Annotated in this window: 21 protein-coding genes and 3 pseudogenes; 14 read left to right on the top strand and 10 right to left on the bottom strand. The window is 70.4% G+C overall.

Annotated features, from left to right (window positions below; genetic code table 11):
- Nucleotides 1–66: 66 nt before the first annotated feature.
- The 4 genes from ABTY98_RS40395 (at nt 67) to ABTY98_RS40410 (ending at nt 2,542) form a co-directional block, all read left to right on the top strand.
- On the top strand, nt 67–1,287 hold the full coding sequence (locus ABTY98_RS40395; RefSeq protein ID WP_352226158.1) for a CynX/NimT family MFS transporter: 1,221 nt from the start codon (nt 67–69) through the stop codon (nt 1,285–1,287).
- Between the two features lie 165 nt (nt 1,288–1,452).
- Nucleotides 1,453–1,569: an SGM_5486 family transporter-associated protein gene (locus tag ABTY98_RS40400; RefSeq protein ID WP_089107830.1), complete on the top strand. Its 117-nt coding sequence runs from the start codon at nt 1,453–1,455 to the stop codon at nt 1,567–1,569.
- A 168-nt stretch (nt 1,570–1,737) separates the two neighbouring features.
- Nucleotides 1,738–1,944 (top strand): hypothetical protein, encoded by a 207-nt coding sequence (locus tag ABTY98_RS40405; protein WP_352226159.1) that lies wholly within the window; start codon nt 1,738–1,740, stop codon nt 1,942–1,944.
- A 79-nt stretch (nt 1,945–2,023) separates the two neighbouring features.
- Nucleotides 2,024–2,542, top strand: a complete 519-nt coding sequence (locus ABTY98_RS40410) for a SixA phosphatase family protein (protein WP_352226160.1) — start codon at nt 2,024–2,026, stop codon at nt 2,540–2,542.
- 97 nt (nt 2,543–2,639) lie between these two features.
- On the opposite strand, the gene serB is transcribed toward ABTY98_RS40410, so the two are convergent.
- A complete protein-coding gene (serB, locus tag ABTY98_RS40415) occupies nt 2,640–3,848 on the bottom strand; it encodes a phosphoserine phosphatase SerB (protein ID WP_352226161.1) in 1,209 nt (402 codons plus the stop codon).
- A gap of 243 nt (nt 3,849–4,091) precedes the next feature.
- On the bottom strand, nt 4,092–6,440 hold the full coding sequence (locus ABTY98_RS40420; protein WP_352226162.1) for a streptophobe family protein: 2,349 nt from the start codon (nt 6,438–6,440) through the stop codon (nt 4,092–4,094).
- 244 nt (nt 6,441–6,684) lie between these two features.
- Between ABTY98_RS40420 and ABTY98_RS40425 the strand changes: the two genes are divergently transcribed.
- Nucleotides 6,685–9,204, top strand: coding sequence for an ABC transporter ATP-binding protein/permease (locus ABTY98_RS40425; RefSeq protein WP_352226181.1), 2,520 nt, complete (start codon nt 6,685–6,687; stop codon nt 9,202–9,204).
- A gap of 82 nt (nt 9,205–9,286) precedes the next feature.
- Here the strand turns inward: ABTY98_RS40425 and ABTY98_RS40430 are convergent, their stop codons facing one another.
- From ABTY98_RS40430 to ABTY98_RS40440, 3 genes and pseudogenes are all read right to left on the bottom strand, one after another.
- Nucleotides 9,287–10,090, bottom strand: coding sequence for a transglycosylase SLT domain-containing protein (locus ABTY98_RS40430; RefSeq protein WP_352226163.1), 804 nt, complete (start codon nt 10,088–10,090; stop codon nt 9,287–9,289).
- Nucleotides 10,091–10,387: 297 nt separating this feature from the next.
- Nucleotides 10,388–11,470: an S-adenosylmethionine:tRNA ribosyltransferase-isomerase gene (locus ABTY98_RS40435; RefSeq protein WP_352226164.1), complete on the bottom strand. Its 1,083-nt coding sequence runs from the start codon at nt 11,468–11,470 to the stop codon at nt 10,388–10,390.
- Nucleotides 11,467–12,161 (bottom strand): annotated as a pseudogene (locus ABTY98_RS40440) (SDR family NAD(P)-dependent oxidoreductase). Before ABTY98_RS40440 ends, ABTY98_RS40435 begins: the two are co-directional and overlap by 4 nt.
- Nucleotides 12,162–12,385: 224 nt before the next feature.
- Between ABTY98_RS40440 and ABTY98_RS40445 the strand changes: the two are divergent.
- The 3 genes from ABTY98_RS40445 (at nt 12,386) to ABTY98_RS40455 (ending at nt 14,584) form a co-directional block, all read left to right on the top strand.
- The gene (locus ABTY98_RS40445) at nt 12,386–13,531 is read left to right on the top strand and encodes a GAF domain-containing sensor histidine kinase (protein ID WP_352226165.1); all 1,146 of its coding nucleotides are present in this window, start codon (nt 12,386–12,388) and stop codon (nt 13,529–13,531) included.
- A complete protein-coding gene (locus ABTY98_RS40450; RefSeq protein ID WP_352226166.1) occupies nt 13,524–14,165 on the top strand; it encodes a response regulator in 642 nt (213 codons plus the stop codon). The genes ABTY98_RS40445 and ABTY98_RS40450 overlap by 8 nt, the downstream gene beginning before the upstream one ends.
- Nucleotides 14,166–14,335: 170 nt before the next feature.
- Complete coding sequence (locus tag ABTY98_RS40455) at nt 14,336–14,584, top strand: chaplin (RefSeq protein WP_351694577.1); 249 nt, start codon at nt 14,336–14,338, stop codon at nt 14,582–14,584.
- 306 nt (nt 14,585–14,890) lie between these two features.
- On the opposite strand, the gene ABTY98_RS40460 is transcribed toward ABTY98_RS40455, so the two are convergent.
- The gene (locus ABTY98_RS40460) at nt 14,891–15,676 is read right to left on the bottom strand and encodes an Rv1486c family protein (RefSeq protein ID WP_352226167.1); all 786 of its coding nucleotides are present in this window, start codon (nt 15,674–15,676) and stop codon (nt 14,891–14,893) included.
- 150 nt (nt 15,677–15,826) lie between these two features.
- Here ABTY98_RS40460 and ABTY98_RS40465 point away from each other — a divergent pair, with 150 nt between their 5' ends.
- The 3 genes from ABTY98_RS40465 to ABTY98_RS40475 all read left to right on the top strand — a co-directional run bounded on the left by ABTY98_RS40465 (nt 15,827) and on the right by ABTY98_RS40475 (nt 18,184).
- Entirely contained in the window at nt 15,827–16,618 is a 792-nt protein-coding gene (locus tag ABTY98_RS40465; protein ID WP_352226168.1) for an ABC transporter ATP-binding protein, read from the top strand.
- A 61-nt stretch (nt 16,619–16,679) separates the two neighbouring features.
- A complete protein-coding gene (locus ABTY98_RS40470) occupies nt 16,680–17,111 on the top strand; it encodes an NfeD family protein (RefSeq protein ID WP_352226169.1) in 432 nt (143 codons plus the stop codon).
- A gap of 131 nt (nt 17,112–17,242) precedes the next feature.
- Nucleotides 17,243–18,184, top strand: coding sequence for an SPFH domain-containing protein (locus tag ABTY98_RS40475; protein ID WP_352226170.1), 942 nt, complete (start codon nt 17,243–17,245; stop codon nt 18,182–18,184).
- Nucleotides 18,185–18,296: 112 nt separating this feature from the next.
- Here the strand turns inward: ABTY98_RS40475 and ABTY98_RS40480 are convergent, their stop codons facing one another.
- The 3 genes from ABTY98_RS40480 to ABTY98_RS40490 form a co-directional block, all read right to left on the bottom strand.
- Nucleotides 18,297–18,806: an HNH endonuclease gene (locus ABTY98_RS40480; protein ID WP_352226171.1), complete on the bottom strand. Its 510-nt coding sequence runs from the start codon at nt 18,804–18,806 to the stop codon at nt 18,297–18,299.
- A gap of 168 nt (nt 18,807–18,974) precedes the next feature.
- Nucleotides 18,975–19,514 carry a YbhB/YbcL family Raf kinase inhibitor-like protein gene (locus ABTY98_RS40485; protein ID WP_352226172.1) on the bottom strand — a complete coding sequence of 180 codons (540 nt, stop codon included), beginning with the start codon at nt 19,512–19,514 and terminating at the stop codon, nt 18,975–18,977.
- A 65-nt stretch (nt 19,515–19,579) separates the two neighbouring features.
- Nucleotides 19,580–20,362 (bottom strand): sporulation protein, encoded by a 783-nt coding sequence (locus tag ABTY98_RS40490; RefSeq protein ID WP_352226173.1) that lies wholly within the window; start codon nt 20,360–20,362, stop codon nt 19,580–19,582.
- 136 nt (nt 20,363–20,498) lie between these two features.
- Between ABTY98_RS40490 and ABTY98_RS40495 the strand changes: the two are divergent.
- The 3 genes and pseudogenes from ABTY98_RS40495 to ABTY98_RS40505 form a co-directional block, all read left to right on the top strand.
- Nucleotides 20,499–20,756: pseudogene (locus ABTY98_RS40495) on the top strand (DNA-3-methyladenine glycosylase); the annotation flags it as partial.
- 14 nt (nt 20,757–20,770) lie between these two features.
- Nucleotides 20,771–21,382 (top strand): DNA-3-methyladenine glycosylase, encoded by a 612-nt coding sequence (locus ABTY98_RS40500; RefSeq protein ID WP_352226174.1) that lies wholly within the window; start codon nt 20,771–20,773, stop codon nt 21,380–21,382.
- Nucleotides 21,383–21,649: 267 nt separating this feature from the next.
- The gene (locus tag ABTY98_RS40505; protein ID WP_352226175.1) at nt 21,650–22,102 is read left to right on the top strand and encodes a hypothetical protein; all 453 of its coding nucleotides are present in this window, start codon (nt 21,650–21,652) and stop codon (nt 22,100–22,102) included.
- Here the strand turns inward: ABTY98_RS40505 and ABTY98_RS40510 are convergent.
- Nucleotides 22,055–22,253, bottom strand: a pseudogene (locus tag ABTY98_RS40510) (YunG family protein); the annotation flags it as partial. The gene ABTY98_RS40505 and the pseudogene ABTY98_RS40510 overlap by 48 nt on opposite strands.
- Nucleotides 22,254–22,290 lie beyond the last annotated feature (37 nt).

The raw sequence follows: 22,290 nt of genomic DNA on the forward strand, positions 1-22,290 counted from the left end.
GCGCCCTCCCACCCCCCCCCCACCACCCCCCCGCCCCCCCCCCCCCGCTCCCGGTGGGGGTGCCCGTTGTGCCCCCCGCGGGGGCCCCCCCCACGGCTGTTCGTCGTCGGCATCCTGCTGGCCGCGGTCAACCTCCGGCCCGCCATCACCAGCCTCGGCGCGCTCCTGGTGGAGGTCCGCGACGGGCTGGGCATGAGCGGCGGCGTGGCCGGACTGCTCACCTCCGTGCCGCCGCTCTGTTTCGCCGTCTTCGGCGTGACGGCTCCCCGCCTCGCCCGCCGCTTCGGCCCGCCGGCGGTGGTCTGCGCCGGCATGGTCGCCATCACGGCCGGTCTGCTGATACGCCCCTACGTCGGGGGCACGGCCGGATTCCTGGCCGGCAGCGCGCTCGCGCTCGTGGGCATCGCGGTCAGCAACGTGCTGATGCCGGTCATCGTCAAGCGCTGGTTCCCCGACCGGGTCGGCTCCATGACCGGCCTGTACTCGATGGCCCTCGCCGCCGGCACCTCGATCGCCGCCGCGGTGACCGTGCCCGTGACCGACGCGCTGGGCGGCGGCTGGCAGTCCGGGCTCGCCGTGTGGGCGGGGCTGGCGGCGGTCGCGGTGCTGCCCTGGCTTCCGCTGGTCCGGGACCGGGGACCGGCGCCGGCGCCCGTGGCCGAGGCACGCGCGCGTGCGGACCGGCAGCCGCCCGCCCTGCGGATCACCCGTAGCCGTACCGCCTGGGCGCTCGCCGTGTTCTTCGGGCTCCAGGCCACCGCCGCCTACATCACGATGGGCTGGATGGCGCAGATCTTCCGGGACGCGGGCGTGCCCGCGGGCACCGCCGGACTGCTGCTGGCCGTCACCATGGTGATGGGCGTACCGCTGGCCTTCGTCATCCCGCGCGTGGCCACCCGGCTGCCGCACCAGGGCCCGATCGTGATCGCGCTCGGCGTCTGCGGCCTCGCCGGATACGCCGGCCTGTGGGCCGCCCCCGCCGGCGGCGCCTGGGCCTGGGCCCTACTGCTCGGCGTCTCCAACTGTGCCTTCCCGCTGGCCCTCACGATGGTCGGGATGCGGTCCCGGACCAGCGCGGGCGTCGTACAGCTCTCCGCCTTCGCCCAGAGCGTCGGCTACCTCATCTCCATCCCGGGCCCGCTGCTGGTGGGCGTGCTCTACCAGCACAGCGGCGGCTGGGGCCTGCCGATCGCCCTCATGGCCGGCCTGATGATCCCGCAGATGGCCGTCGGTGTCCTGGCGGGCCGCGACCGAACGGTGGAGGACGAGGCGGCCGCGGCCGCCTGAGGCCGGCGCGGACCGGCCGCAGCTCGCCGGCCGACGCGTACCGGCCGTGGCCGGCCGGCGCCGACGTGGCACGCGAGGACACCGCCCCGGCCCCACCGGCGCTCGGCGGGGTGTTGCGGCCACCCCGCCCGATCCGTCCGCTTGGAGGGGTGCCAGACTGGTCCCATGCCAGTGCTCGACCCGAACCCCCAGAACGGTCAGAAGAAGATGCTGATCGTCTTCGGCTCGTTCTTCGCCATCTTCATCGTCATCGCCGTCATCGCGACTCTCGCGTCACCCTGACCACCGCCCCGGCGGCCGATGGTGGGGCTAGCACCACCATCCCCTAGGGGGTGAGGGTCAGGGTCAAGTGGGTGGATCACCGGATGGGTTGGCGGCCGCGGATTCCGTAATTTCGAGGTGTGGCCGCGAGGGGCGGTCACCGAAGCCCGGAGACCAGCGGAGGCGACCATGCCGGCCCGTACGCACCCCCTGCCCCGCCCCGCCACCTCGGGCAGCGTCGACGTCCGGCTGCCCTGGTGGGCCCTCGCCCTGCCCGCGCTCGCCTTCGTCGCCCTGCTGGTGCTGATACTGAACCCGGCCGACGCTCACGCGACCACCGGTGACCCGGCCGTCACCCATCTCGTCGAGCGGGTCCAGCAGATCGTCACGCGTTAGCCCCACCGCCTCCGGCCAGGGCGAAGCCGCATGTCAACTCCCTGCGCCTGATGGCCTGTTTCGTGCGAAGCTGGGTGACATGAGCGTCGCAGAATCCCGCAGGATCGTCTTCTTCCGCCATGCGAAAGCCGACTGGCCACAGGTGACCGACCACGAGCGACCGCTCGCTGACCGGGGCCGAATGGACGCAGCCGTCGCCGGGCGCAAGCTGGCGGACAGCGGCATCACCTTCGACCTGGCCCTGTGCTCCACCTCCGTGCGCACGCGGGAGACCTGGAAACTCGCCGTCCATGAGCTTGCGCACCGGCCGAAAACAGTCTACGAGGAGCGGGTGTACGACGCCTCGCCGGGCGAGCTGATCGCCGTGCTCAACGAGGTGCCCGAGGATGCGCATGACGTCATCCTCATCGGCCACAACCCCGGCGTGCACGGCGTGACCGAGATCCTGGCCGGCAGCTCCGAGGGCGACGCCCGTGAGCGGATGAACAGCCGGGGCTTTCCCGCCGCCGCCTTCGCCGTCGTGACCTTCGAGGGCTCCTGGAAGACCCTGGAACCCGGCGTGGCCACGCTCGTGGACTACTGGGCGCCCTCCGACTGAGATCACCGTAGGCCACCGCTCTACGGCGCGGGACGACCAGGGGCCCGGCACCGATCTCCTCGGTGCCGGGCCCCTCGTATCGGGATCGCCGGGCGGTTCAGCTCTCGTCGTGGGTGTCCGCCGCCTCGACCTCTTCGCGGGTGACGCCCAGCAGATACAGGACCGTGTCCAGGAAGGGGAAGTTAACCGCCGTGTGGGCGGCCTCGCGGACCACCGGCTTGGCGTTGAAGGCGACACCGAGACCGGCCGCGTTCAGCATGTCCAGGTCGTTGGCGCCGTCACCGATGGCCACCGTCTGCGACAGCGGTACGCCCGCCTCGGCGGCGAACCGGCGCAGCAGCCGTGCCTTGCCCGCACGGTCCACGATCTCGCCGGTCACCCGGCCGGTCAGCTTCCCGTCGACGATCTCCAGCGTGTTGGCCTGGGCGAAGTCCAGCCCGAGCCGCTCCTGCAGATCGTCGGTGACCTGGGTGAAACCGCCCGAGACGACGCCGACTTGGTAGCCGAGCCGCTTCAGCGTGCGAATCAGGGTCCGGGCGCCCGGCGTCAGCCGTACCTCGGCGCGCACCTTCTGTACGACCGATTCGTCCAGCCCCTTCAGCAGCGCCACGCGCGCGTGCAGCGACTGCTCGAAGTCCAGTTCCCCGCGCATCGCGGCCGCCGTCACCTCGGCGACCTCGTCCTCGCAGCCGGCGTGCGCGGCGAAGAGCTCGATCACCTCGTCCTGGATGAGCGTCGAGTCCACGTCCATGACCACCAGACGCTGGGCCCGCCGGTGCAGGCCCGCTGCGACCACCGCCACGTCCACGCCGAGCTCGGCCGCGTCGGAGGCCAGGGCGGTGCGCAGTGCCTCGGTCTCCACGCCGGACACCGCGAACTCCACTGCCGTCACCGGGTACTTGGCGAGCCGGAAGATACGGTCGATGTTGCCGCCCGTCTTGGCGATCCGGGCGGCGATGGCGGCCGTCGACTCGGCGGTCAGGGGGTGACCGAGGACGGTGACCAGGGAGCGGCCGAGACCACGCGGGCGGTTGTCGCCGTGGCCGGAGATGATCTCCGCCTGCATCTTCATGGACTCGGCCCAGCCGTGCACGGTCGCCCTGAGGTCACCCTCAAGCCCCGCCGCGGGGTGGGTCACGAGCGCGCACAGCACCAGCCGGCCTCGCGTGACGACCTGCTCGATGTCGACCACGTCGACCATGTACGCGGCAAGGGTGTCGAAGAGGCCGGCCGTGATGCCCGGCCTGTCCTTGCCGAAAATCTTGACGAGGAGAGTGGGAACCTCGGAGGTCTGCGGATCGCTCATGGTGTAACCACCGTAACCGGCACGCGGTGCCCGCGGCGCAGGTGGTCCGCCTGACGGACACGGAACAACAAGTGTCGGGTCGGTGTCCGAGGCCTTGCTTCCGCGCTACGGACGAACGTGCGTGCGATGTCGGAGACCGAGGTGCCTCCCTCCTGGACCGTCGCCTTCGCACACAGTTCAGCACCGGTCCACGCCCGGTGCAGACACCACCGGCCGCCCGCCGGCCCGCCCCGGCGGGCGACCTCACCGAGGGGGCCGCCTGGGCGGCGACGCGGGAGGAGGCGGGGGAGGCGGGGGAGGCGGTGGGGGACCCGCGTCCGGACCGTCCGGGGCCCTTCGGCCGCGCCGCGAGAAGCGGGGCGGCGGGTCGATCGGCCGGGCCATGGTGGGAGCGCCGTACACATCGTCGGAACCAGGCGGTACCTCGGAGGGATCGTCGCCGCTACCGGACCGCCACTCCTCCGACGACCGACGACCGTCGGACCGACCGTCCACCGGGTCTGATGCACCCGATGGCGACCGATAGCCCGGCCCGCCCGGCCCGCTCGCCGGCGTCACCCCAGACCCCGGCGCCCCACCGCCCCAGGGTCCCGGACTCCCGTACGGCCCCACCGAGTCCCGCGGCTCCCGCGCACCCCCGGGCCGGCCGCCCTCCGCGGGCCTGGAGTCCCGCGGTTCCTGCGGCGTGCCGGCCCAAGGTGCCCGTCCGTCGTACGGCCCCGGGGCCTGTCGTTCCTGCGGCGCGTCGGGCCGGGGCGTCTGCCTGTCGTGCGGGCCCGGGGACCTCGGTTGCCGCGGCGCGTCGGGCTGAGGCGTCCGGCTGTCGGGGTACGGCGCCTGGGCCTGCCGTTCCTGCGGCGCGTCGGGCCAGGACGCCCCACCGTCGTACGGCGCCGGGCTCCGCCGTTCCCCTGGCCTCTCGGGCCGGGCCTCCTGACCGCCGCCCCCCGTCTCCCGTAGCTCGTTCGGTACCCGGAGATAGGGATTCGTGGTCGGATTCGGCGGACGGTACGGAGTCACCGGTGCGTAAGGCCCCGTCGCCCCGCTTCCGGTCCGTCCCGGAGTCCCGCTCCCCACCGGATACGTCGTCCCGTCGCCCGCGTCACCGCTTCCCGCGCCACCCAGTGCCAGCCGCGCCGTGCGTGTGCCGGCTGCGCCGGTCGCCCACGCCAGCAGCGCCCCCGCCGCTCCCGCCGCCGCACCCCAGACCGCCCCGAGGAGCAGTGCCATGCCCAACTGCCCGTGCAGTTCGATACCGGCGCCGAAGGCGTCGAAGCCCAGCACCGACAGCGACGCGTCCACGGACACGTCCGTCAGCCAGGCCAGCAACGGCAGCGTGAGCGCGGTCGCGATCCCAAGCCGCACCGCACACAGCCCGGCGAAACCGAGCGCGCCCGGACGCGAGCCCCGCCCGCCCCCGCCGTCCGCGTCGTCGCGTGAGCCCCGCAGCGCCCCCGCCACCCCACCGGCACCGCGGCCGACCACCGGCGTCCGAACCGCCGTGAACACCCCGGCCAGCAGCATCAGCAGCGCCGCGGCGATGCCCAGCAGCCACACCCGTCCGTCCAGGTCGGCCAGGTGTCCCAGGGTCACCGACTGGTCGGACGGCGAGTTCAGGAGGTCGTCCAGGGGGTGCGGCAGAAACATGGTGAGGACGCCCGTCGCCCTGCCGTCGAAGGGGACGAAGAGGCCGATCGGGATGCCGAGCCAGACGCCGTTCGGGGCGCCGAGCAGTGCCGCGCCCATGATCCGGGCCGGGTGCGGGTCGCCGATCGCCGCATAGGCTGCCGCCGCCCAGCCCGCCGCGACCGCCACCAGGAGCACGGTCACCAGGGCGGAGACCGCCGGCCGTACCACCCGGTGCACCACCTCCCAGCCGCGCGGCAGCGGAGTACGGCGGGAGGCGAGCAGGGCGATCAGCAGGATGCCGACCGACCAGCCGAGGCCGCCGAGCAGGGTCGCCGCCGTGTCCACGCGGAAGCCGACCGCCGCGTTCGCATGCACGAGGTTTCCGAGGCGGTCCGGCAGCAGCCCGCCGACATCCCCGATGCCGGGGATCTTGAGACCGCCCCCTCCGCCGCCGGTGCCCGGCAGCTTGTCCAGCCCCAGCGCACCGCCGTCGATCGTCACGACGGAATGCCCCGCCCAGGCCAGGCCGCCAAGCGTCGCCACGAACAGCACGACCACCGAGCCCGCGCGGGCCAGCAGTTCGGCCGGTGCGATCACAACTCCGGCCGTGCGCAGGGACCGTAAGAAGAACCAGGCCAGCAGGAGGGCTCCCACCAGGCTCACACCCAGTGGCGTGATCTCGATGGCCGTGGTGGCCTGCGCCCCTTTCAGACCGAATGCAGACAGATCGCCGTTCGGCGTGACCGAACCACCCGCACCGAGTGCCACAACCGCCGCTGTCATCGGCCCCAGTGAACCCGCCGCGTCCGCCCGCAGCAGATGCAGACCGAGCGCCGCCGTACCCGCCATTCCGATCAACGCCCAGCTCACGGCGGCGATCGCGGACAGCAGGATGTCACCCCATGGCAGCCGCGCGCCGTGCCTCGTGTTCTCGACTCCCGTGCCGGACGTGCCAGAGCTCATGGCTGACCCCCCGATCCGCGGACGCGCAGGGCCGCTCCGCCGCGCTTGTCCCCCTCGCGTGGATTACCACTCTCCGGCCCGGTTTCAACCCCGTCAACGGAAAGAGTCGAAGCGCTCGTACGAGCCCTCCACAAGGCCCGACTTTCGGTCAGAGGGCCGAGCCTGAAATAGTTCCCGACGATGTTCGACATCCCTAGACTCCCTGTGATGGGGGTAACTCGGGGGACTATTCATGGGGCTTGGAGTGCCGGAACTCGTACTGGAATCAAACGGACGTACCTGGACGCTCGACCCGTCCAGGTCCTACACCCTCGGACGCGATCCGCAGGGGGACCTCGTGTTCGACGACGCCAGGGTCTCCTGGCGGCACGCCACGATCAGCTTCGACGGCCGCAGTTGGGTCATCGAGGACCACGGCAGCACCAACGGCACCTTCGTGCAGAGCCAGCGCGTCCAGCGGACGGAGATCGGCCCGGGCTCGGCCGTACACCTCGGCAACGCGAACGACGGACCCCGCCTGAGCCTCTCCGGCGCCGCGACCGCCGTATCCCAGCCCCAGCCCCAGCAGCAGCCGTACGCGGCGCAGGGCGCGGGCGGCGCGGGCTGGTCCCAGCCGGCGGTTCCGCAGCAGCAGCCGGCTCCGCAACAGGGCTGGCAGCAGGCCCCGTCGGCGATCCCGCAGCAGCAGGGCGCCCCGGCCATGGCCTCCGGTGGTGGCGCGGGGGCGCCGCCGGTCTACGGCGACCGCAGCCCGACCACGTTCCACCAGTTCTCCATCGGCCGTGTGATGCGCATCGGCCGTGCCCTGGAGAACGATCTGGTCGTGTCCGACCTGCAGGTCTCGCGCCATCACGCGGAGTTCCACTCCACGCCCGACGGCCGCATGGAGATCCGCGACCTGGGCTCGCACAACGGCACGTACGTCAACGGTGTGGCGATCGCCAAGAGCGGCAGTGCGCTGCTCGGCCCGAGCGACATCGTCGGCGTCGGCCACTCCACGTTCCGGATCGTCGGCGACCGGCTCGAGGAGTTCGTCGACACCGGTGAAGTCTCCTTCTCCGCACGTCACTTGACGGTCACCGTCGACGGCGGCAAGCAGATCCTCAAGGACGTCTCCTTCGGTGTCCCGGAGAAGTCCGTGATCGCGGTCATCGGCCCGTCGGGGTCCGGCAAGTCGACCCTGCTGAAGGCGCTCACCGGCTACCGCCCCGCCAACGAGGGCGAGGTGCTGTACGACAACCGCAACCTCTACAAGCAGTTCGCCGAGCTGCGCCAGCGCATCGGTCTGGTCCCGCAGGACGACATCCTGCACAAGGAGCTGACCGTCAAGAAGGCCCTCAAGTACGCGGCCAAGCTGCGCTTCCCGGCCGACACCACCGGCCAGGAGCGCGACGACCGCATCGACGAGGTGCTGCGCGAGCTGAAGCTCGACATCCACAAGGACAAGAAGGTCACGTCCCTCTCCGGCGGGCAGCGCAAGCGGGTCTCTGTGGCCCTGGAGCTGCTCACCAAGCCGTCGCTGATCTTCCTCGACGAGCCCACCTCGGGCCTCGACCCGGGCATGGACCGCGATGTCATGCAGCTGCTGCGCGGCCTCGCCGACGACGGGCGTACCGTCCTCGTCGTCACCCACTCGGTGGCCGAGCTGGCGCTGTGCGACAAGCTCCTGGTGATGGCGCCGGGCGGCGCGGTCGCCTACTTCGGGCCGCCCGAGGAGGCGCTGAACTTCTTCGGCTACGACACCTGGGCCGATGTCTTCTCCGCCTTCGAGAACTACCGCGACTACGACTGGGCGGGCCGCTGGAAGGGCTCGCAGCACTACCAGATGTACGCCGCGGACATCGACGCGATCGCCCCGCAGTCCGTACAGATGCCCGCGATGCAGGCGATGAGGCCGAAGAAGCCGCAGAGCTGGGGGTCGCAGCTGCTGACCCTGGTACGGCGGTACGTGGCGGTCATCGCCTCCGACAAGGGTTTCCTGGCGCTGACGGTGATCCTGCCGGCGGTGCTCGGCGCGGTCAGTCTGCTGATCGACAGCGACAAGGGCCTGCTGGTGAACAGGAGCCTGAAGAACGGAGTGCCCGTCCCGAACGGCACGGCGACCACGGTCCTGTTGATCCTCGCCGTCGGCGCCTGTTTCGCGGGCGCCGCGAACTCCGTGCGTGAGCTGATCAAGGAACGGGTCATCTACGAACGGGAGCGGGCGACCGGCCTGTCCCGGTCGGCGTATCTGATGTCCAAGGTGGTCGTGCTCGGCGTGATCACCGTGCTGCAGGGCCTGATGGTCGGCCTGATCGGCTTCTCCAGCCGGGAGATCCCCGACCAGGGCGTGGTCCTCGGCCACTCCACCCTCTTCGAGCTCTGTATCCCGATCATGGGGCTCGGGTTCACCTCGATGATGTTCGGCCTGGTCATCTCCTCGCTGGTGAAGACGTCCGAGAAGACCATGCCGCTGCTGGTGATGTTCGCGATCATCCAGGTCGTGTTCACCGGCTGCCTGTTCAACCTGAACGGAGCGGTCGGCGTCAACCAGGTCTCGTACCTGATGCCGTCCCGTTGGGCGGTGGGCGCCGACGGCGCCACGCTGGACTTCAACAACATCGCACCGAACACCGACGACCCGACGAGCACGGACCCGCTGTGGAACCACACGGCCGGCGCCTGGACCATGGACATGGCCGCGCTGATCGTCCTCGGTGTGATCTGCGGCTTCCTGGTGGCCCGCTTCCTGCGCCGCCACGAGCCCGAGGTCATGCGCAAGTAGTCGCCCGTACGACGCCGAAGGGCGGCGCCCCGCAGTGGGGTGCCGCCCTTCGGCGTGTGCGTGCAGAGGTCCGCGCCGGGCCTCAGTACGCGCTGTTGACGTTGTCGATCGAGCCGTACCGGTCGGCCGCGTAGTTGGCGGCGGCGGTGATGTTGGCTACCGGGTCGTAGATGTTCCAGGACGTGCCGTTGACGTGGTACGCGGAGAACGTCGGCGGGATGACCTGGAGCAGGCCCTTGGACGGGACGCCGTTGATGGCGTTGATGTCCCAGTTGTTGATGGCGTTCGGGTTGCCGGAGGACTCCCGGATGATGTTGCGGTGCAGGCCGTTGTAGGAGCCCGGGATGCCCTTGGCCTTCATGATGTCGAGAGCCTGGCGGATCCAGCCGTCGAGGTTGTTGGAGTAGGTCTTCGCGGCGACCTGCTGGATCTGCGGGCGCTGCACGGACCGGCTCGCGGCCTGCTGGGCGGCGTGCGCCTGGGCGGCCTTCTTGGCGGCGGCCGCGACGTGCTTCGCGTGGGCGGTGCGGGCGGCCTTGACCTTGGCGGCGTGAGCGGCCTTGACCTTGGCGGTGTGGGCCGCGTGGGCCTGCTTCACATGGGCCAGGTGAAGCTCGTGGGCCGTGGTCGCCTTCTTCTTGGCGGCGATCGCCTCGACCTTGACGTTCTGGAATGCGAGCTGGTCGGTGACCGTGCCCTTGACGTCCTTGATCTGCTCCGTGCCGTAGGCCACCTGGGCCGCGGTCTGGGGAGACCCGGTCACGACGGTCTCCGCGCTGCTGGGCACGGCGGAGAAGGCGAGGGCGGCGGCGCCGAGCGTGGCGACACCGGCGAGCGCGATCTTGTGATGCTTGGTCAGCGTGGGACTGTGGTTGCTTTTGGGCATGGCGGTGGACCTCTTCGAATAGCGCGGAGGTCGCTCGTTGTCCGCGGGGGAGACCGGCTCCTCCTGCACGAACACCGCGGGGAGAACCCGCGGTGCTGAGCGACGGGAGCCATTCTTAGCGGCCGCAAAATGCCCTGGCAAAGGTGTGACGTACGATCCCCGGTAGTAGAGGCCGGAAGGGCAAAACGGGACAGACTAGGTCGTCTGTCCCGTTCACCGTGGGACCCTTTATCTCCTATGTCCGTTCGTACGTGATGTGCGCCCTATGTGCGGCCTCACACCGGCCACACATGAATCTCACCAGGAGTTGCTGGAGCAATGCTCTGTGTGAGGCTCCTCCTCCGGGAGGATGAGGTGTACGTCCCCGAACTCGTGCCACAGGTAGAGCCCGCGCAGCGCCTCCTCGTAGCTGCGGTCGACGGCGGCCCGTCCCGCGACCGCCTCCAGCATCAGCAGATGCGAGGCCTCCGGCTCGTGCAGCCCGGTCAGCAGCCCGTCCACTACCCGCACCCCCCGCTCGGGCGTCACGACAAGCTCCGTCCACCCCTCGGCCGCCCGCACCACCCCGTCGGCCCCGGCCGCCGACTCCACGGCCCGCACGGCGGTCGTCCCGACGGCGACGACCCCCCTGCCACCCCCCTTGGCCGCGTTGATCAGCCGCGCCGACGCCTCCGGCACGGCGAAACGTTCCGCGTACGGCGGCTCGTGCGCCTCCGCCGACGACACCCCCGTGTGCAGCGTGATCGGCGCGAACTGCACACCCCGGCTCACCAGCTCCGCCACCAGCCGCGCGGTGAAGGGCCGCGCCGCACTCGGCATCTCCGCACTCCCGGCCCCGTCGGCCGCGGGCAGCGCGAACACCGTCTGGTACACGGACAACGGCTGGTCCCGCTCCGTATATGAGTAACGAATGGGCCGCCCGTGCTCCCGCAGCATCCCCGGCACGTTCCCCGAGGCCCGCGCCCACCACAGCCGCTCGCCCCGCGCGCTCAGCGGCTCCGTCAGCACCAGCCGCCCGCCCCCGGGCAGCCGCACCTCACTCCCCGCGGATGCGCCCGCACGCGCGCGTGTCGTCCCCCTGCCGTCCGGTTCCCGCAGCTCGACCGCCCACCGGCCGTCGTCCCCGCGCGTGGAGAAGTGCACCACCACGCGCGCGTGCCCGACTCGCCCGTCCACGGCGGCCGCCAGCGTCGGCGAGGTGTTCACCACCAGCAGGTCCCCGGCCCGCAGCAGCACCGGCAGCTCGGCGAAGGCGTGATGCGACACCGCCGTCCCGCGCGACACCAGCAGCCGTACGGCATCCCGCTCAAGGCCCGGCCCGCGCTGCTCGGCCGGCACGCGCGCGGACAACTCCTCCGGCACCCGCAGGGCGGTCCTCATCGCCCCTCCACCAGCGCGGGCGCCCCGTACCGCCCGCTCGCCGGCCGCTCGTCGAGCAACCGCAGGAACGCCGGTACGACGCTCTCCGGCGCCGGCCGCGGATCGTCGTCGTCCGGTACGGCCGCCGCGTACAGGCCGGTCGCCATGTCCCCGGGATCCACCGCCCACACCCGCAGCCCCGGCTCCTCCACGCCGAGCACCGCCGCCAGCTGGTCCAGGGCCGCCTTCGAGGCGCCGTAACCGCCCCAGGTCTCGTACGCCTCCGCGCCCGCGTCCGAGCTGACCGCGATCACCGACCCCGCCGCCGACTCCCGCAGCAGCGGCAGCGCCTCCTGGACCAGGCCCAGCGCGGCCACCACGTTCACCTCCAGCGCCCGGCGCAGCCCCGCCACCGGCAGCTCGCCGAGACGCACCAGCGGCTCGGCACCCAGCGCGCTGGCGTTGCTCACCAGCAGGTCCACCCCGCCCAGCGCACGCGCGGCGGCCACCAGCTCGGCCCGGTGCCCGGCGTCCGTGACATCGCCGGGCAGCGCCGCCACCCGCGTCCCGGGCCCCGCGACGGCCTCCGCCGCCTCCTTCAGGGCCCCCGCACCCCGCGCGTCCAGCACCAGATCCCAGCCGCGCGCGGCCAGCGCCTCCGCCAGCGCCCGACCCAGCCCCTTCGACGCCCAGTGATGATCGCTACCGGCATGACAACCGTCCCCTCGGCTCCGTCCGCCTCCGTCGGCGGTGACCTCAACCTAGGAACGGCACCGCCCGGCCGCCTCGGACGCGGGCCGCAATCCGGCGGGGCCCTTCGGACTACGCCGCCGGTCCGGGGCCTGCGCCCTAGGACCCGGGTCCTACGGCCATCGGCCCAGGCCCCGCCACCAACGACCGATCCGCGGTGTCACACCCCGCCGGTACCGTGAGGGCATGAGTCAAGGTCCCCGGTCCGGCCTCGCCGCGGTCAGCGCCGCGCTGCTGGCCATGAGCAGGCACCTGGAGGTGCGTGACGTCCTCAAGACGATCGTCGCCTCCGCCCGTGAGCTGCTCGACGCGCAGTACGCCGCGCTCGGGGTCCCCGACGACCACGGCGGCTTCGCCCAGTTCGTCGTCGACGGTGTCACCGACGCCCAGTGGAAGGCCATCGGCCCGCTCCCGCGCCAGCACGGCATCCTCGCCGCGATGCTCCGCGAGGCGAAGGTCGAGCGGCTGGCCGACGTCCGCAAGGACCCCCGCTTCGAGGGCTGGCCGTCGGCCCACCCCGACATGTCCGACTTCCTGGGCCTGCCGATCCGCGACGGCGAGGAGACCATCGGCGCCTTGTTCCTCGCCAACAAGAAGTGTGCCAAGCCCGAGGGCGGCTGCGGCTTCACCGCGGAGGACGAGGAACTGCTCTCCATCCTCGCCCAGCACGCGGCGATCGCCCTCACCAACGCCCGCCTCTACGAGCGCAGCCGCGAGCTGACCATCGCCGAGGAACGCTCCCGGCTGGCCCACGAGCTGCACGACGCGGTGAGCCAGAAGCTGTTCTCCCTGCGCCTGACCGCCCAGGCCGCCGCCGCCCTGGTGGACCGGGACCCCTCCCGCGCCAAGGGCGAGTTGCAGCAGGTGGCCGCGCTCGCCGCCGAGGCCACCGACGAACTGCGCGCGGCCGTCGTGGAGTTGCGCCCCGCCGCCCTCGACGAGGACGGTCTGGTCGCCACCCTCCGCACCCAGATCCAGGTCCTCGACCGCGCCCACGGTGCGCGCGTGACCTTCGCCAGCAGCGGCTTCCGCGCCCTGCCCGCCGCCCAGGAGGAGGCACTGCTCCGGGTGGCCCAGGAAGCCCTGCACAACGCCCTGAGGCACTCCGGTGCCGAGCACGTCGACGTGACCGTGGACCGGCGTGGCAGCGGGGCCGTGCTGCGGGTCACGGACGACGGCAGCGGCTTCGACCCGCACCTCACCCGCAGTGCCGGACGCCACCTCGGCCTGGTCTCCATGCGGGACCGGACGAGTGGGGTCGGCGGCACGCTGACCGTGGAATCGGCGCCCGGCAAGGGCACCACGATCGAGATGGAGGTCCCCGGTGGCTGACGCGATCAGGGTCCTGCTCGTCGACGACCACCAGGTCGTCCGCCGGGGACTGCGTACCTTCCTTGAGATCCAGGACGACATAGAGGTCGTCGGCGAGGCCGCCGACGGCGCCGAAGGGGTCGAGCGCGCGCAGGAGCTGAGCCCCGACGTCGTCCTCATGGACGTCAAGATGCCCGGCATGGACGGCGTGGAGGCCCTCCGCAAACTCCGTGAACTCGCCAACCCCGCGCGCGTGCTCATCGTCACCAGCTTCACCGAGCAGCGCACGGTGGTCCCGGCCCTACGCGCCGGCGCCGCCGGGTACGTATACAAGGACGTCGATCCCGACGCGCTCGCCACCGCCATCCGCTCGGTGCACGCCGGGCACGTCCTGCTCCAGCCCGAGGTGGCCGGCGCCCTGCTCTCCCAGGAGGAGGCCAACTCCGGCCAGGGCAGGGGAGGGTCACTCACCGAGCGGGAGCGCGAGGTGCTCGGGCTGATCGCCGACGGCCGCTCCAACCGCGAGATAGCCCGCGCCCTGGTGCTGTCCGAGAAGACCGTCAAGACGCACGTCTCGAACATCCTGATGAAACTCGACCTCGCCGACCGCACCCAGGCCGCCCTGTGGGCCGTTCGCCATGGCGTGACCGGCTGAAACGCCCTCCGCAACGCTTCACCGACGGCAACATGGAGGGTCGCCTTCCGGGCTGAGATTCATACCGTCGTGGGAATGTCACCCGGACGGCGCATCCTCTGCCGGCTCCCAGCGTTCTTCAGTGCGTGCTGCGGCGACCGCCGCGGCGATCGCCAAGGAGGGCTCAAGAAGTGAAGAACCTGAAGAAGGCAGCGGCCGTGACGATGGTGGCCGGCGGGATCATGGCCGCGGGCGCGGGGATGGCCTCCGCCCACACCGGCGGCTCGCACGCCGACGGCCAGGCCCAGGGCTCTCCGGGCGTCGTGTCGGGCAACGTCATCCAGGCTCCCGTGCACATCCCGGTCAACGCCGTCGGCAACAGCGTCAACGTCATCGGCGTGCTGAACCCCGCCTTCGGCAACCTCGGCCTCAACCACTGAGACCGCGCCGCACAGCGGCATCGACCTCCGGCCTTCCGGGCGCCCCCGGAAGGCCGGTCGGCTTTTGTGGCCAGCTGCTTTTACGGCCATTGGCTTTTGCGCCCAGCGGCTTTTAAGCCCAGTGATCCGAACAGGCAGTCGCGGACCGATGCCCCGTACCACCGAGGGCCCCTCAGACGTCGACCCGCCGGTGTCGCAGCGGGCGCCTCCGCCGGTTCGCCGTTGCCTCGCCGGGCGTCGCCTCCGGCAAGCAGGACCGGCACGACCGTCGAGGGCCAACGCCGGCCGGCATAGCCCCCAGGCGTCCTAACGCCCCCGCTCGCGCTCCTCCACCACCGAGTTGTACGCCGCCACCTGCGCCCGCCGGGCCGTCCGCTCCACCGGCCGCAGCGCCAGCGACCGCGCCGCCATCTCCGACGCGCTCACCGCGCCCCCGTGCCCGTTCTCGTACGCCAGTGAGACCAGCAACCCCACCCGCTGCGCCAGCTCAATGACGCGCACCGCCCGCGGGGGATACCCAGGGGCCAGCACCTCCCGCCCCCGCTCGGCCCGCGCCCGGTACGCGTCGATCGCCGCCTCCGCCACCGGACCCGACCCGGCGACATCCAGCTTCGACAGCATCTCGGTCGCGTCCCTGAGCGCCTCCGCCAACTCCCGCTCGGCCTCGCCCAGCGAGGGCACGTCCGCAGGCGGCGCCTCCCGCACCGACAGCACATGCCAGATCACCTCGACATGCACATCACCGGCGGGGCCGGCCTCGTACACCTCCGGCACCAGCCCGAACGCGGCGCCGTAACAGATCACCGCTTCCTCGGCCTCCAGGGCCCGCGCGTTGAACTCCGGCGGACCGCTCAGCCCCAGCGGATGCCCCGACGCCGGCAGCGCGACCCGGAGCCCGGTCGCCCCCAGCGTCCGCAACCGCCCCAGCGCCAACGTGAGCCCGACCGGAGCGGACTCCTCGGGCAGCCCCTCCACCCGGTGCACCGCGTCCTCGCCCACGATGGCGAGCACGGCGTCATCCGGAGAGACAAGTCCGGCCAATAGGGCATTTCCCCAAGCGGCGAGGCGTCCTGAACGCGGTTCCGAGAGCATGCTCCCACCCTAAGGACCGGACCGATGGAATGGAGCGCCGCACTCGTGGCGTAGATTTCATAAGGGCTGCGCCCACCCGCGCCGCCGCCCGAGCCACAGGCGTACGCGACAGCCGAGACCGGCCACACTGCAAGGGGAGACAACGCGCTCATGAGCGATGTTCTGGAGCTTCAGGACGTATCCGTGGTCCGGGAGGGCCGGGCTCTGGTGGACCAGGTCTCCTGGTCGGTGAAGGAGGGCGAGCGCTGGGTCATCCTCGGTCCCAACGGCGCCGGCAAGACCACCCTCCTCAACATCGCCTCAAGCTACCTCTTCCCCAGCAAGGGCACCGCCACCGTCCTCGGCGACACCCTCGGCAAGGTCGACGTCTTCGACCTGCGCCCCCGCATCGGCGTGGCCGGCATCGCCATGGCCGAGAAGCTCCCCAAGCGCCAGACCGTCCTGGAGACCGTACTCACCGCCGCCTACGGCATGACCGCCCACTGGCAGGAGGAGTACGACGAGGTCGACGAGCAGCGCGCCCGCGCCTTCCTCGACCGCCTCGGCATGACCGACTACGTGGACCGGAAATTCGGCACCCTCTCCGAGGGCGAGCGCAAGCGCACCCTGATCGCCCGCGCCCTGATGACCGACCCCGAGCTGCTGCTGCTCGACGAGCCCGCCGCCGGCCTCGACCTCGGCGGCCGCGAGGACCTGGTCCGCCGCCTCGGCCGGCTCGCCCGCGACCCGATCGCCCCCTCCATGATCATGGTCACCCACCATGTCGAGGAGATCGCCCCGGGCTTCACCCACGTCCTCATGATCCGCCAGGGCAAGGTCCTCACCGCCGGCCCGCTGGAGCTCGAACTCTCCTCCCGCAACCTCTCCCTCTGCTTCGGCCTCCCGCTCGTCGTCGAGCAGCTGGGCGACCGCTGGACCGCCCACGGACTGCCCCTGTCCTGACGGGCCCTGACCCCGCAAAGCACCCTGTCGGGGTGGGCACCCCCGGCCCTACCATGACAACGTGAACAACATCGACGCATGGGTGTGGTGGCTCGTCGTCGCGGCGGCGCTCGGCATCCCGCTCGTCGTGACCGCGATGCCGGAGTTCGGCATGTTCGCGGTCGGTGCCGTGGCCGCCGCCGGTACCGCCGGACTCGGCGCGGGCGCCGTGATCCAGGTGCTCGTCTTCGTCGTCGTCTCGGTCGCCCTGATCGCCGTCGTACGGCCCATCGCAAACCGGCATGCAGCCCAGCGGCCCCAACTCGCCACCGGCATCGACGCGTTGAAGGGCAGACAAGCCGTCGTACTGGAGCGCGTCGACGGCTCGGACGGACGGATCAAGCTGGCCGGCGAGGTCTGGTCGGCCCGCTCTCTCGATCCCACGAACGCCTACGAGGTGGGACAGGAAGTGGATGTCGTGGAGATCGAAGGGGCCACGGCGATCGTCATCTGACCTCGTAAGACTCAACTGAACCGAAGTGTCCCCGAGTTGCGCGTGTGTCTGACACACTCGTCCAGCAAGATCTTCAACAACCATAAGATCTGCCGAAGCGCCGAAGCGGAGAAGGGTACGGGGAGCCGACGATGGAACCGGTCATCATCGTCCTGGTCATTCTGGTGGTGTTGGTCTTCATCGCCCTGATCAAGACGATCCAAGTCATCCCACAGGCGAGCGCCGCCATCGTCGAGCGGTTCGGTCGCTACACGCGGACACTCAACGCCGGCCTCAACATCGTGGTCCCGTTCATCGACACCATCCGCAACCGCATCGACCTGCGCGAACAGGTTGTCCCGTTCCCGCCCCAGCCGGTGATCACCCAGGACAACCTGGTCGTGAACATCGACACAGTCATCTACTACCAGGTGACGGACGCCCGGGCGGCCACCTACGAGGTCGCCAGCTACATCCAGGCCATCGAGCAACTCACGGTCACCACGCTCCGCAACATCATCGGCGGCATGGACCTCGAGCGCACCCTGACCTCCCGAGAGGAGATCAACGCGGCGCTGCGCGGCGTCCTCGACGAGGCCACCGGCAAGTGGGGCATCCGCGTCAACCGCGTCGAACTCAAGGCGATCGAGCCGCCGACCTCCATCCAGGACTCGATGGAGAAGCAGATGCGCGCCGACCGTGACAAGCGCGCCGCGATCCTCACCGCGGAAGGCACGCGCCAGGCCGCGATCCTCACCGCGGAAGGCGAGAAGCAGTCCCAGATCCTGCGCGCCGAAGGTGAGGCCAAGGCGGCCGCCCTGCGCGCCGAGGGCGAGGCCCAGGCGGTCCGTACGGTCTTCGAGGCGATCCACGCCGGCGACCCGGACCAGAAGCTCCTCTCCTACCAGTACCTCCAGATGCTCCCGAAGATCGCCGAGGGCGACGCCAACAAGCTCTGGATCGTCCCCAGCGAGATCGGCGACGCCCTCAAGGGCCTGTCGGGTGCGATGGGCAACTTCGGCAACCTGGGCGGCGGTTCGGGCGGCAACAACATCCCCGCCCAGGAACGCCGGGAAAAGCCGAACATCGACTAGGGCGCCGTAAAACAAGCGTTCCCCGCGCCCACCTTCTTTTAGGGGCGCGGGGAACCGCGCGACAAGCCACGTACAACCCGCACTCGCCCGACCACCTCAGCCAGGCACACGGCTAGGCGGCCACATCCCCCGCCAGCCACTCAGGAAGCGCCGCGAAGTCCTCGGCCCCCAAAGCCAGCAGCATCGCATCCCGAGGAGTCGGCTCGAACGGCTCCCGAAGCAGCTCCATCCCCGCCTGCTCCGGCGTCCGGTCCGCCTTCCGGTGATTGTCCTCCGCACAGGAGGCCACCGTGTTCAGCCACGAGTCCGCACCGCCCTGGGCCCGCGGCACCACATGGTCGACGGTCGTCGCCCGCCGCCCGCAGTACGCGCACCGATGCCGGTCCCTGATCAGCACCCCGCGCCGCGACCAGGGCGCCTGTCTCCGGAACGGCACCCGTACATACCTGCAGAGTCTGATCACCCGAGGCGCAGGTATGTCCACATCGGTACCGCGCATGCGCAGTTCGGGGTGGGCCTGCTCGACGACGGCCTTGTCCTGGAGCACCAGGACGACGGCGCGGTTCAAAGTCACCGTAGACAGCGGCTCGAAGCTCGCGTTCAGCACCAGCGTGTCACGCATCCAGCCCACCTCCCATGTGCACCGTGCCCACCCCCGGCGGGCTTGGATCAACTCTGGACGGGCGCGCCGAGATGGACAACGCAATAAAAACTGCCCGTCCCTGATCACTTCCAAGACCAGGGACGGGCAAACGTTCAATGAACGCTCGGCTGATTTTCGCGCGGTGCGTCAGCCCTTCTCGGGGTTCTCGTACTCGCCGATCAAGTGCGCACGCGCGATCGCGTGGAACCGCAGATTGAACCCGACGACGGCAGGCGACGCATCGGCGTCCGGACCGAGCTTCTCCTGGTCCACCGCGTACACCGTGAAGACGTACCGGTGCGGCCCGTCCCCGGGCGGCGGCGCGGCACCGCCGAAGTCCTTCGACCCGTAGTCGTTGCGCACCTGCACCGCGCCCTCGGGCAGACCCTCGAACTTGCCGTTGCCCGCACCGGCAGGCAGTTCGGTCACCGAGACGGGGATGTCGAACAGGACCCAGTGCCAGAACCCGCTGCCCGTCGGGGCGTCCGGGTCGTAACAGGTCACGGCGAAGCTCTTGGTCTCGGCCGGGAAGCCCTCCCACCGCAGATGCGGCGAGGTGTTGCCCTTCGCCTGGACCTGAGCGTCCTTGAGCGTCGCCCCTTCCTCGACGTCCTCGCTCGTCACCGTGAACGACGGGACGGGCGGGTGGAAGTCATGGGGGAGAGGCCGCCGCTTGAGCTCGGTCACCTCGGTACCTCCTGATCGATACTGATCGCTTACGGAAGCCGTTACGGAATCCGCAGTTCCCGAGCCTAGAACCAGTTGCGCTTGCTGCCGACCTCGGACAGCCACTGGTTGAGATAAGCCGCCCAGTCGGTCCCCTGGAAGTCGTGCAGACCCACCTGGAACGACCGGAAGGTGTCACTGCCCTCGCTGAACAACCCCGGCTTCTTGTCCATTTCGAGGATGACGTCCATGGCGTGCGCGTCCGCCACGAAGCTCAGCTCGACCTGGTTCAGACCCCGGTACTGCGCCGGCGGGTGGAACTCGACCTCCTGGTAGAACGGCAGCGTCTGCCGGGTCCCCCGGATGTGACCGCGCTCCAGGTCCGCGTTCTTGAAGCGGAAGCCCAGCTGGATGAAGGCGTCCAGGATCGCCTTCTGCGCCGGCAGCGGGTGCACATTGATCGGGTCCAGGTCACCGGAGTCCACGGCACGCGCGATCTCCAGCTCGGTCGTCACCCCGATGTGCATCCCGCGCAGCGCCTGCCCTTCGATCATCGTGACCGGCGTCTCCCACGGAATCTCGAGCCCGAACGGCACCGCGTGCACCGCCCCCGCCTGCAGCTCGAAGGCACCGCCGAGCCGCACCTTGCCGAAGTCGATGTTCTGCTTGTACTCCTCGTCGCCGCTCTCCACCTCGACCCGCGCCTGAAGACCCACGCACAACCCCTGGATCTCCTGGTTCACCGAGCCGCCCTGGATCCGCACCTCGCCCTGGACAACACCGCCGGGTACGACGTTGACCTCGGTGAGCACCGTCTCGACGGAAGCCCCACCGGCCCCCAGGCTCGCGAGCAGCTTCTTGAACCCCATGACTCTCCCTTTACGTACGGACCCTTGATCCCTAGAAACGCGATCCGGCCGCGACCGGTTCCGGCCCACACCCTGACAAGGAGACGATTCCTTGACCACCCCTTGGCACGCCCGGCCTGGACTAGGCTCGGACGCCATGATCACGCCCCCGGACCGTACGTCACTCCCCAGGGACTTCTTCGACCGCCCGGTAGTGGAGGTCGCCCCCGACCTCCTCGGCCGCATCCTCCTCCGAAGCACCCCGGACGGTCCGATCGCGGTGCGCCTCACAGAGGTGGAGGCGTACGACGGCCCCAACGACCCCGGATCACACGCCTATCGCGGACGCACACCCCGCAACGACGTGATGTTCGGTCGCCCCGGCCATGTGTACGTCTACTTCACCTACGGCATGTCAAGGCAGTCAGCATGAATATTGATCTCCTCTCTCATCCTGCTGAAGAGGTCGCCCCCAAGCTGCTCGGGAGCGTCCTCACCTGCAAGACCCTCGAGGGGACTGTGAGCATCGCCATCACGGAGACCGAGGCGTACTCCGGTACGGCCGACCCAGCCTCCCATGCCTACCGAGGCCGGACACCCCGTAACGCCGTCATGTTCGGACCCGCAGGACACCTGTACGTCTACCGGTCCCACGGTCTCCACTGGTGCGCCAACGTCGTCACCGGGACGGATGGCATCGCCTCAGCTGTCCTCATCCGGGCAGGCAGGGTCATCGAGGGGGCAGACCTGGCACGCAAGCGGCGAGGGGAGGGGGTCGAGAGCCCACGTCTTGCCCGAGGTCCGGGGAACTTCTGCCAGGCACTCGGCATCACGGGAGAGCACAACGGCGCAGACCTCATGACGGGTACCTCGGTCCTGTTGTCCGAGGGTGAGCCAGTGCCTACCGCGCTCATCCAGGTTGGTCCTCGGGTAGGCGTGAGCAAGGCCCACGACTGGCAACACCGGTTCTACCTCACTGGTGATCCAACGGTCTCGGCGTACCGACTGAGCCCGAGAGCCAAGCCGTCCGCCGGAGCCTGAGCCCCTGTGCGCCTCGCTCACGGCCCGCCGGCGAGTCGGCGCGGAGTTGGGGCAGAAGATGCGTGATCGTTCGCGAGCGCGGCGCGTGACGCGTTCCTGGCCGGTCGAGTGACTGTCGACGGGCGCCAACTCGGACCGGACGGGTGGGTGTGACTGAGCACTCCAGTTGGTATTTGAGCAGCCGAGTTGGGATCTTGTCCCTGCCTGGTGCATGCGAACCAAAGCAACAGACACAGATCTGCGTCGGTCAGACGTAGGGGTGGGTGGATGAGCGCAGATGTGGAGCGGGAGCGCTGGGAGCTGCGATCCGGAGAAGGCGTGGGGCCGCTGAAGTTCGAGATGTCTCCAGCTGAGGTCGCCGACGCACTGCTGGTCTCTGGGCCTCTGGTAGGGGTCGGTGGTTCGTACGAGCAGGAAGACTTCCCGGACGGGGTGAAGGCGTTCTACGACGCGGGCAAGCTCGCATGCGTCGCGCTGGATGCAGTTACCGGTCCGCAGGTCTTCCTGGCCGGCTTCCCGTTGGCTGGGAGCGATCCGGTGCAGGGCCATCAGTTTCTGCTGGACCACGCCGCAGAGCATGGGAACTGGATTCTTTACACCCCTGACGAGTCGCTTTCCCTGACCGATCTCGGACTTCTTCTGCGTTCGCAGCGGGTCGGGAAAGCGTGCCTTACGCTGACCGTTGATCTGGACCTCACCGCGGATCAGTTCGCCGCCTAGCCGGTCGTTGAGAACCATGGCGGTGACTCCGCACTGCCCCCGGGCCGGGTTGTCCGGGCTCCACCGTGATCCGGAACTCCGGCGGACTCGTATCAGCACCCCAGCTGCTGCGAACAGCACGCTCGATATCAGTAAGAAGCAATGGCGTCACGGTGAGCATCCTCGCAACGACCACTGACAACGGGTCT

The organism is Streptomyces sp. NPDC096040 (genome assembly GCF_040303265.1).
GTDB lineage: Bacteria > Actinomycetota > Actinomycetes > Streptomycetales > Streptomycetaceae > Streptomyces.

Excerpts from the sequence above, each read along its gene's own strand:
- ABTY98_RS40460 (WP_352226167.1), bottom strand. The coding sequence starts at position 15,676 with ATGCTCTCGGAACCGCGTTCAGGACGCCTCGCCGCTTGGGGAAATGCC.
- ABTY98_RS40475 (WP_352226170.1), top strand. The coding sequence starts at position 17,243 with ATGGAACCGGTCATCATCGTCCTGGTCATTCTGGTGGTGTTGGTCTTC.
- ABTY98_RS40490 (WP_352226173.1), bottom strand. The coding sequence starts at position 20,362 with ATGGGGTTCAAGAAGCTGCTCGCGAGCCTGGGGGCCGGTGGGGCTTCC.
- ABTY98_RS40405 (WP_352226159.1), top strand. The coding sequence starts at position 1,738 with ATGCCGGCCCGTACGCACCCCCTGCCCCGCCCCGCCACCTCGGGCAGC.
- ABTY98_RS40505 (WP_352226175.1), top strand. The coding sequence starts at position 21,650 with ATGAGCGCAGATGTGGAGCGGGAGCGCTGGGAGCTGCGATCCGGAGAA.
- serB (WP_352226161.1), bottom strand. The coding sequence starts at position 3,848 with ATGAGCGATCCGCAGACCTCCGAGGTTCCCACTCTCCTCGTCAAGATT.
- ABTY98_RS40500 (WP_352226174.1), top strand. The coding sequence starts at position 20,771 with ATGAATATTGATCTCCTCTCTCATCCTGCTGAAGAGGTCGCCCCCAAG.
- ABTY98_RS40480 (WP_352226171.1), bottom strand. The coding sequence starts at position 18,806 with ATGCGTGACACGCTGGTGCTGAACGCGAGCTTCGAGCCGCTGTCTACG.
- ABTY98_RS40445 (WP_352226165.1), top strand. The coding sequence starts at position 12,386 with ATGAGTCAAGGTCCCCGGTCCGGCCTCGCCGCGGTCAGCGCCGCGCTG.
- ABTY98_RS40430 (WP_352226163.1), bottom strand. The coding sequence starts at position 10,090 with ATGCCCAAAAGCAACCACAGTCCCACGCTGACCAAGCATCACAAGATC.
- ABTY98_RS40420 (WP_352226162.1), bottom strand. The coding sequence starts at position 6,440 with ATGAGCTCTGGCACGTCCGGCACGGGAGTCGAGAACACGAGGCACGGC.
- ABTY98_RS40435 (WP_352226164.1), bottom strand. The coding sequence starts at position 11,470 with ATGAGGACCGCCCTGCGGGTGCCGGAGGAGTTGTCCGCGCGCGTGCCG.
- ABTY98_RS40410 (WP_352226160.1), top strand. The coding sequence starts at position 2,024 with ATGAGCGTCGCAGAATCCCGCAGGATCGTCTTCTTCCGCCATGCGAAA.
- ABTY98_RS40465 (WP_352226168.1), top strand. The coding sequence starts at position 15,827 with ATGAGCGATGTTCTGGAGCTTCAGGACGTATCCGTGGTCCGGGAGGGC.
- ABTY98_RS40400 (WP_089107830.1), top strand. The coding sequence starts at position 1,453 with ATGCCAGTGCTCGACCCGAACCCCCAGAACGGTCAGAAGAAGATGCTG.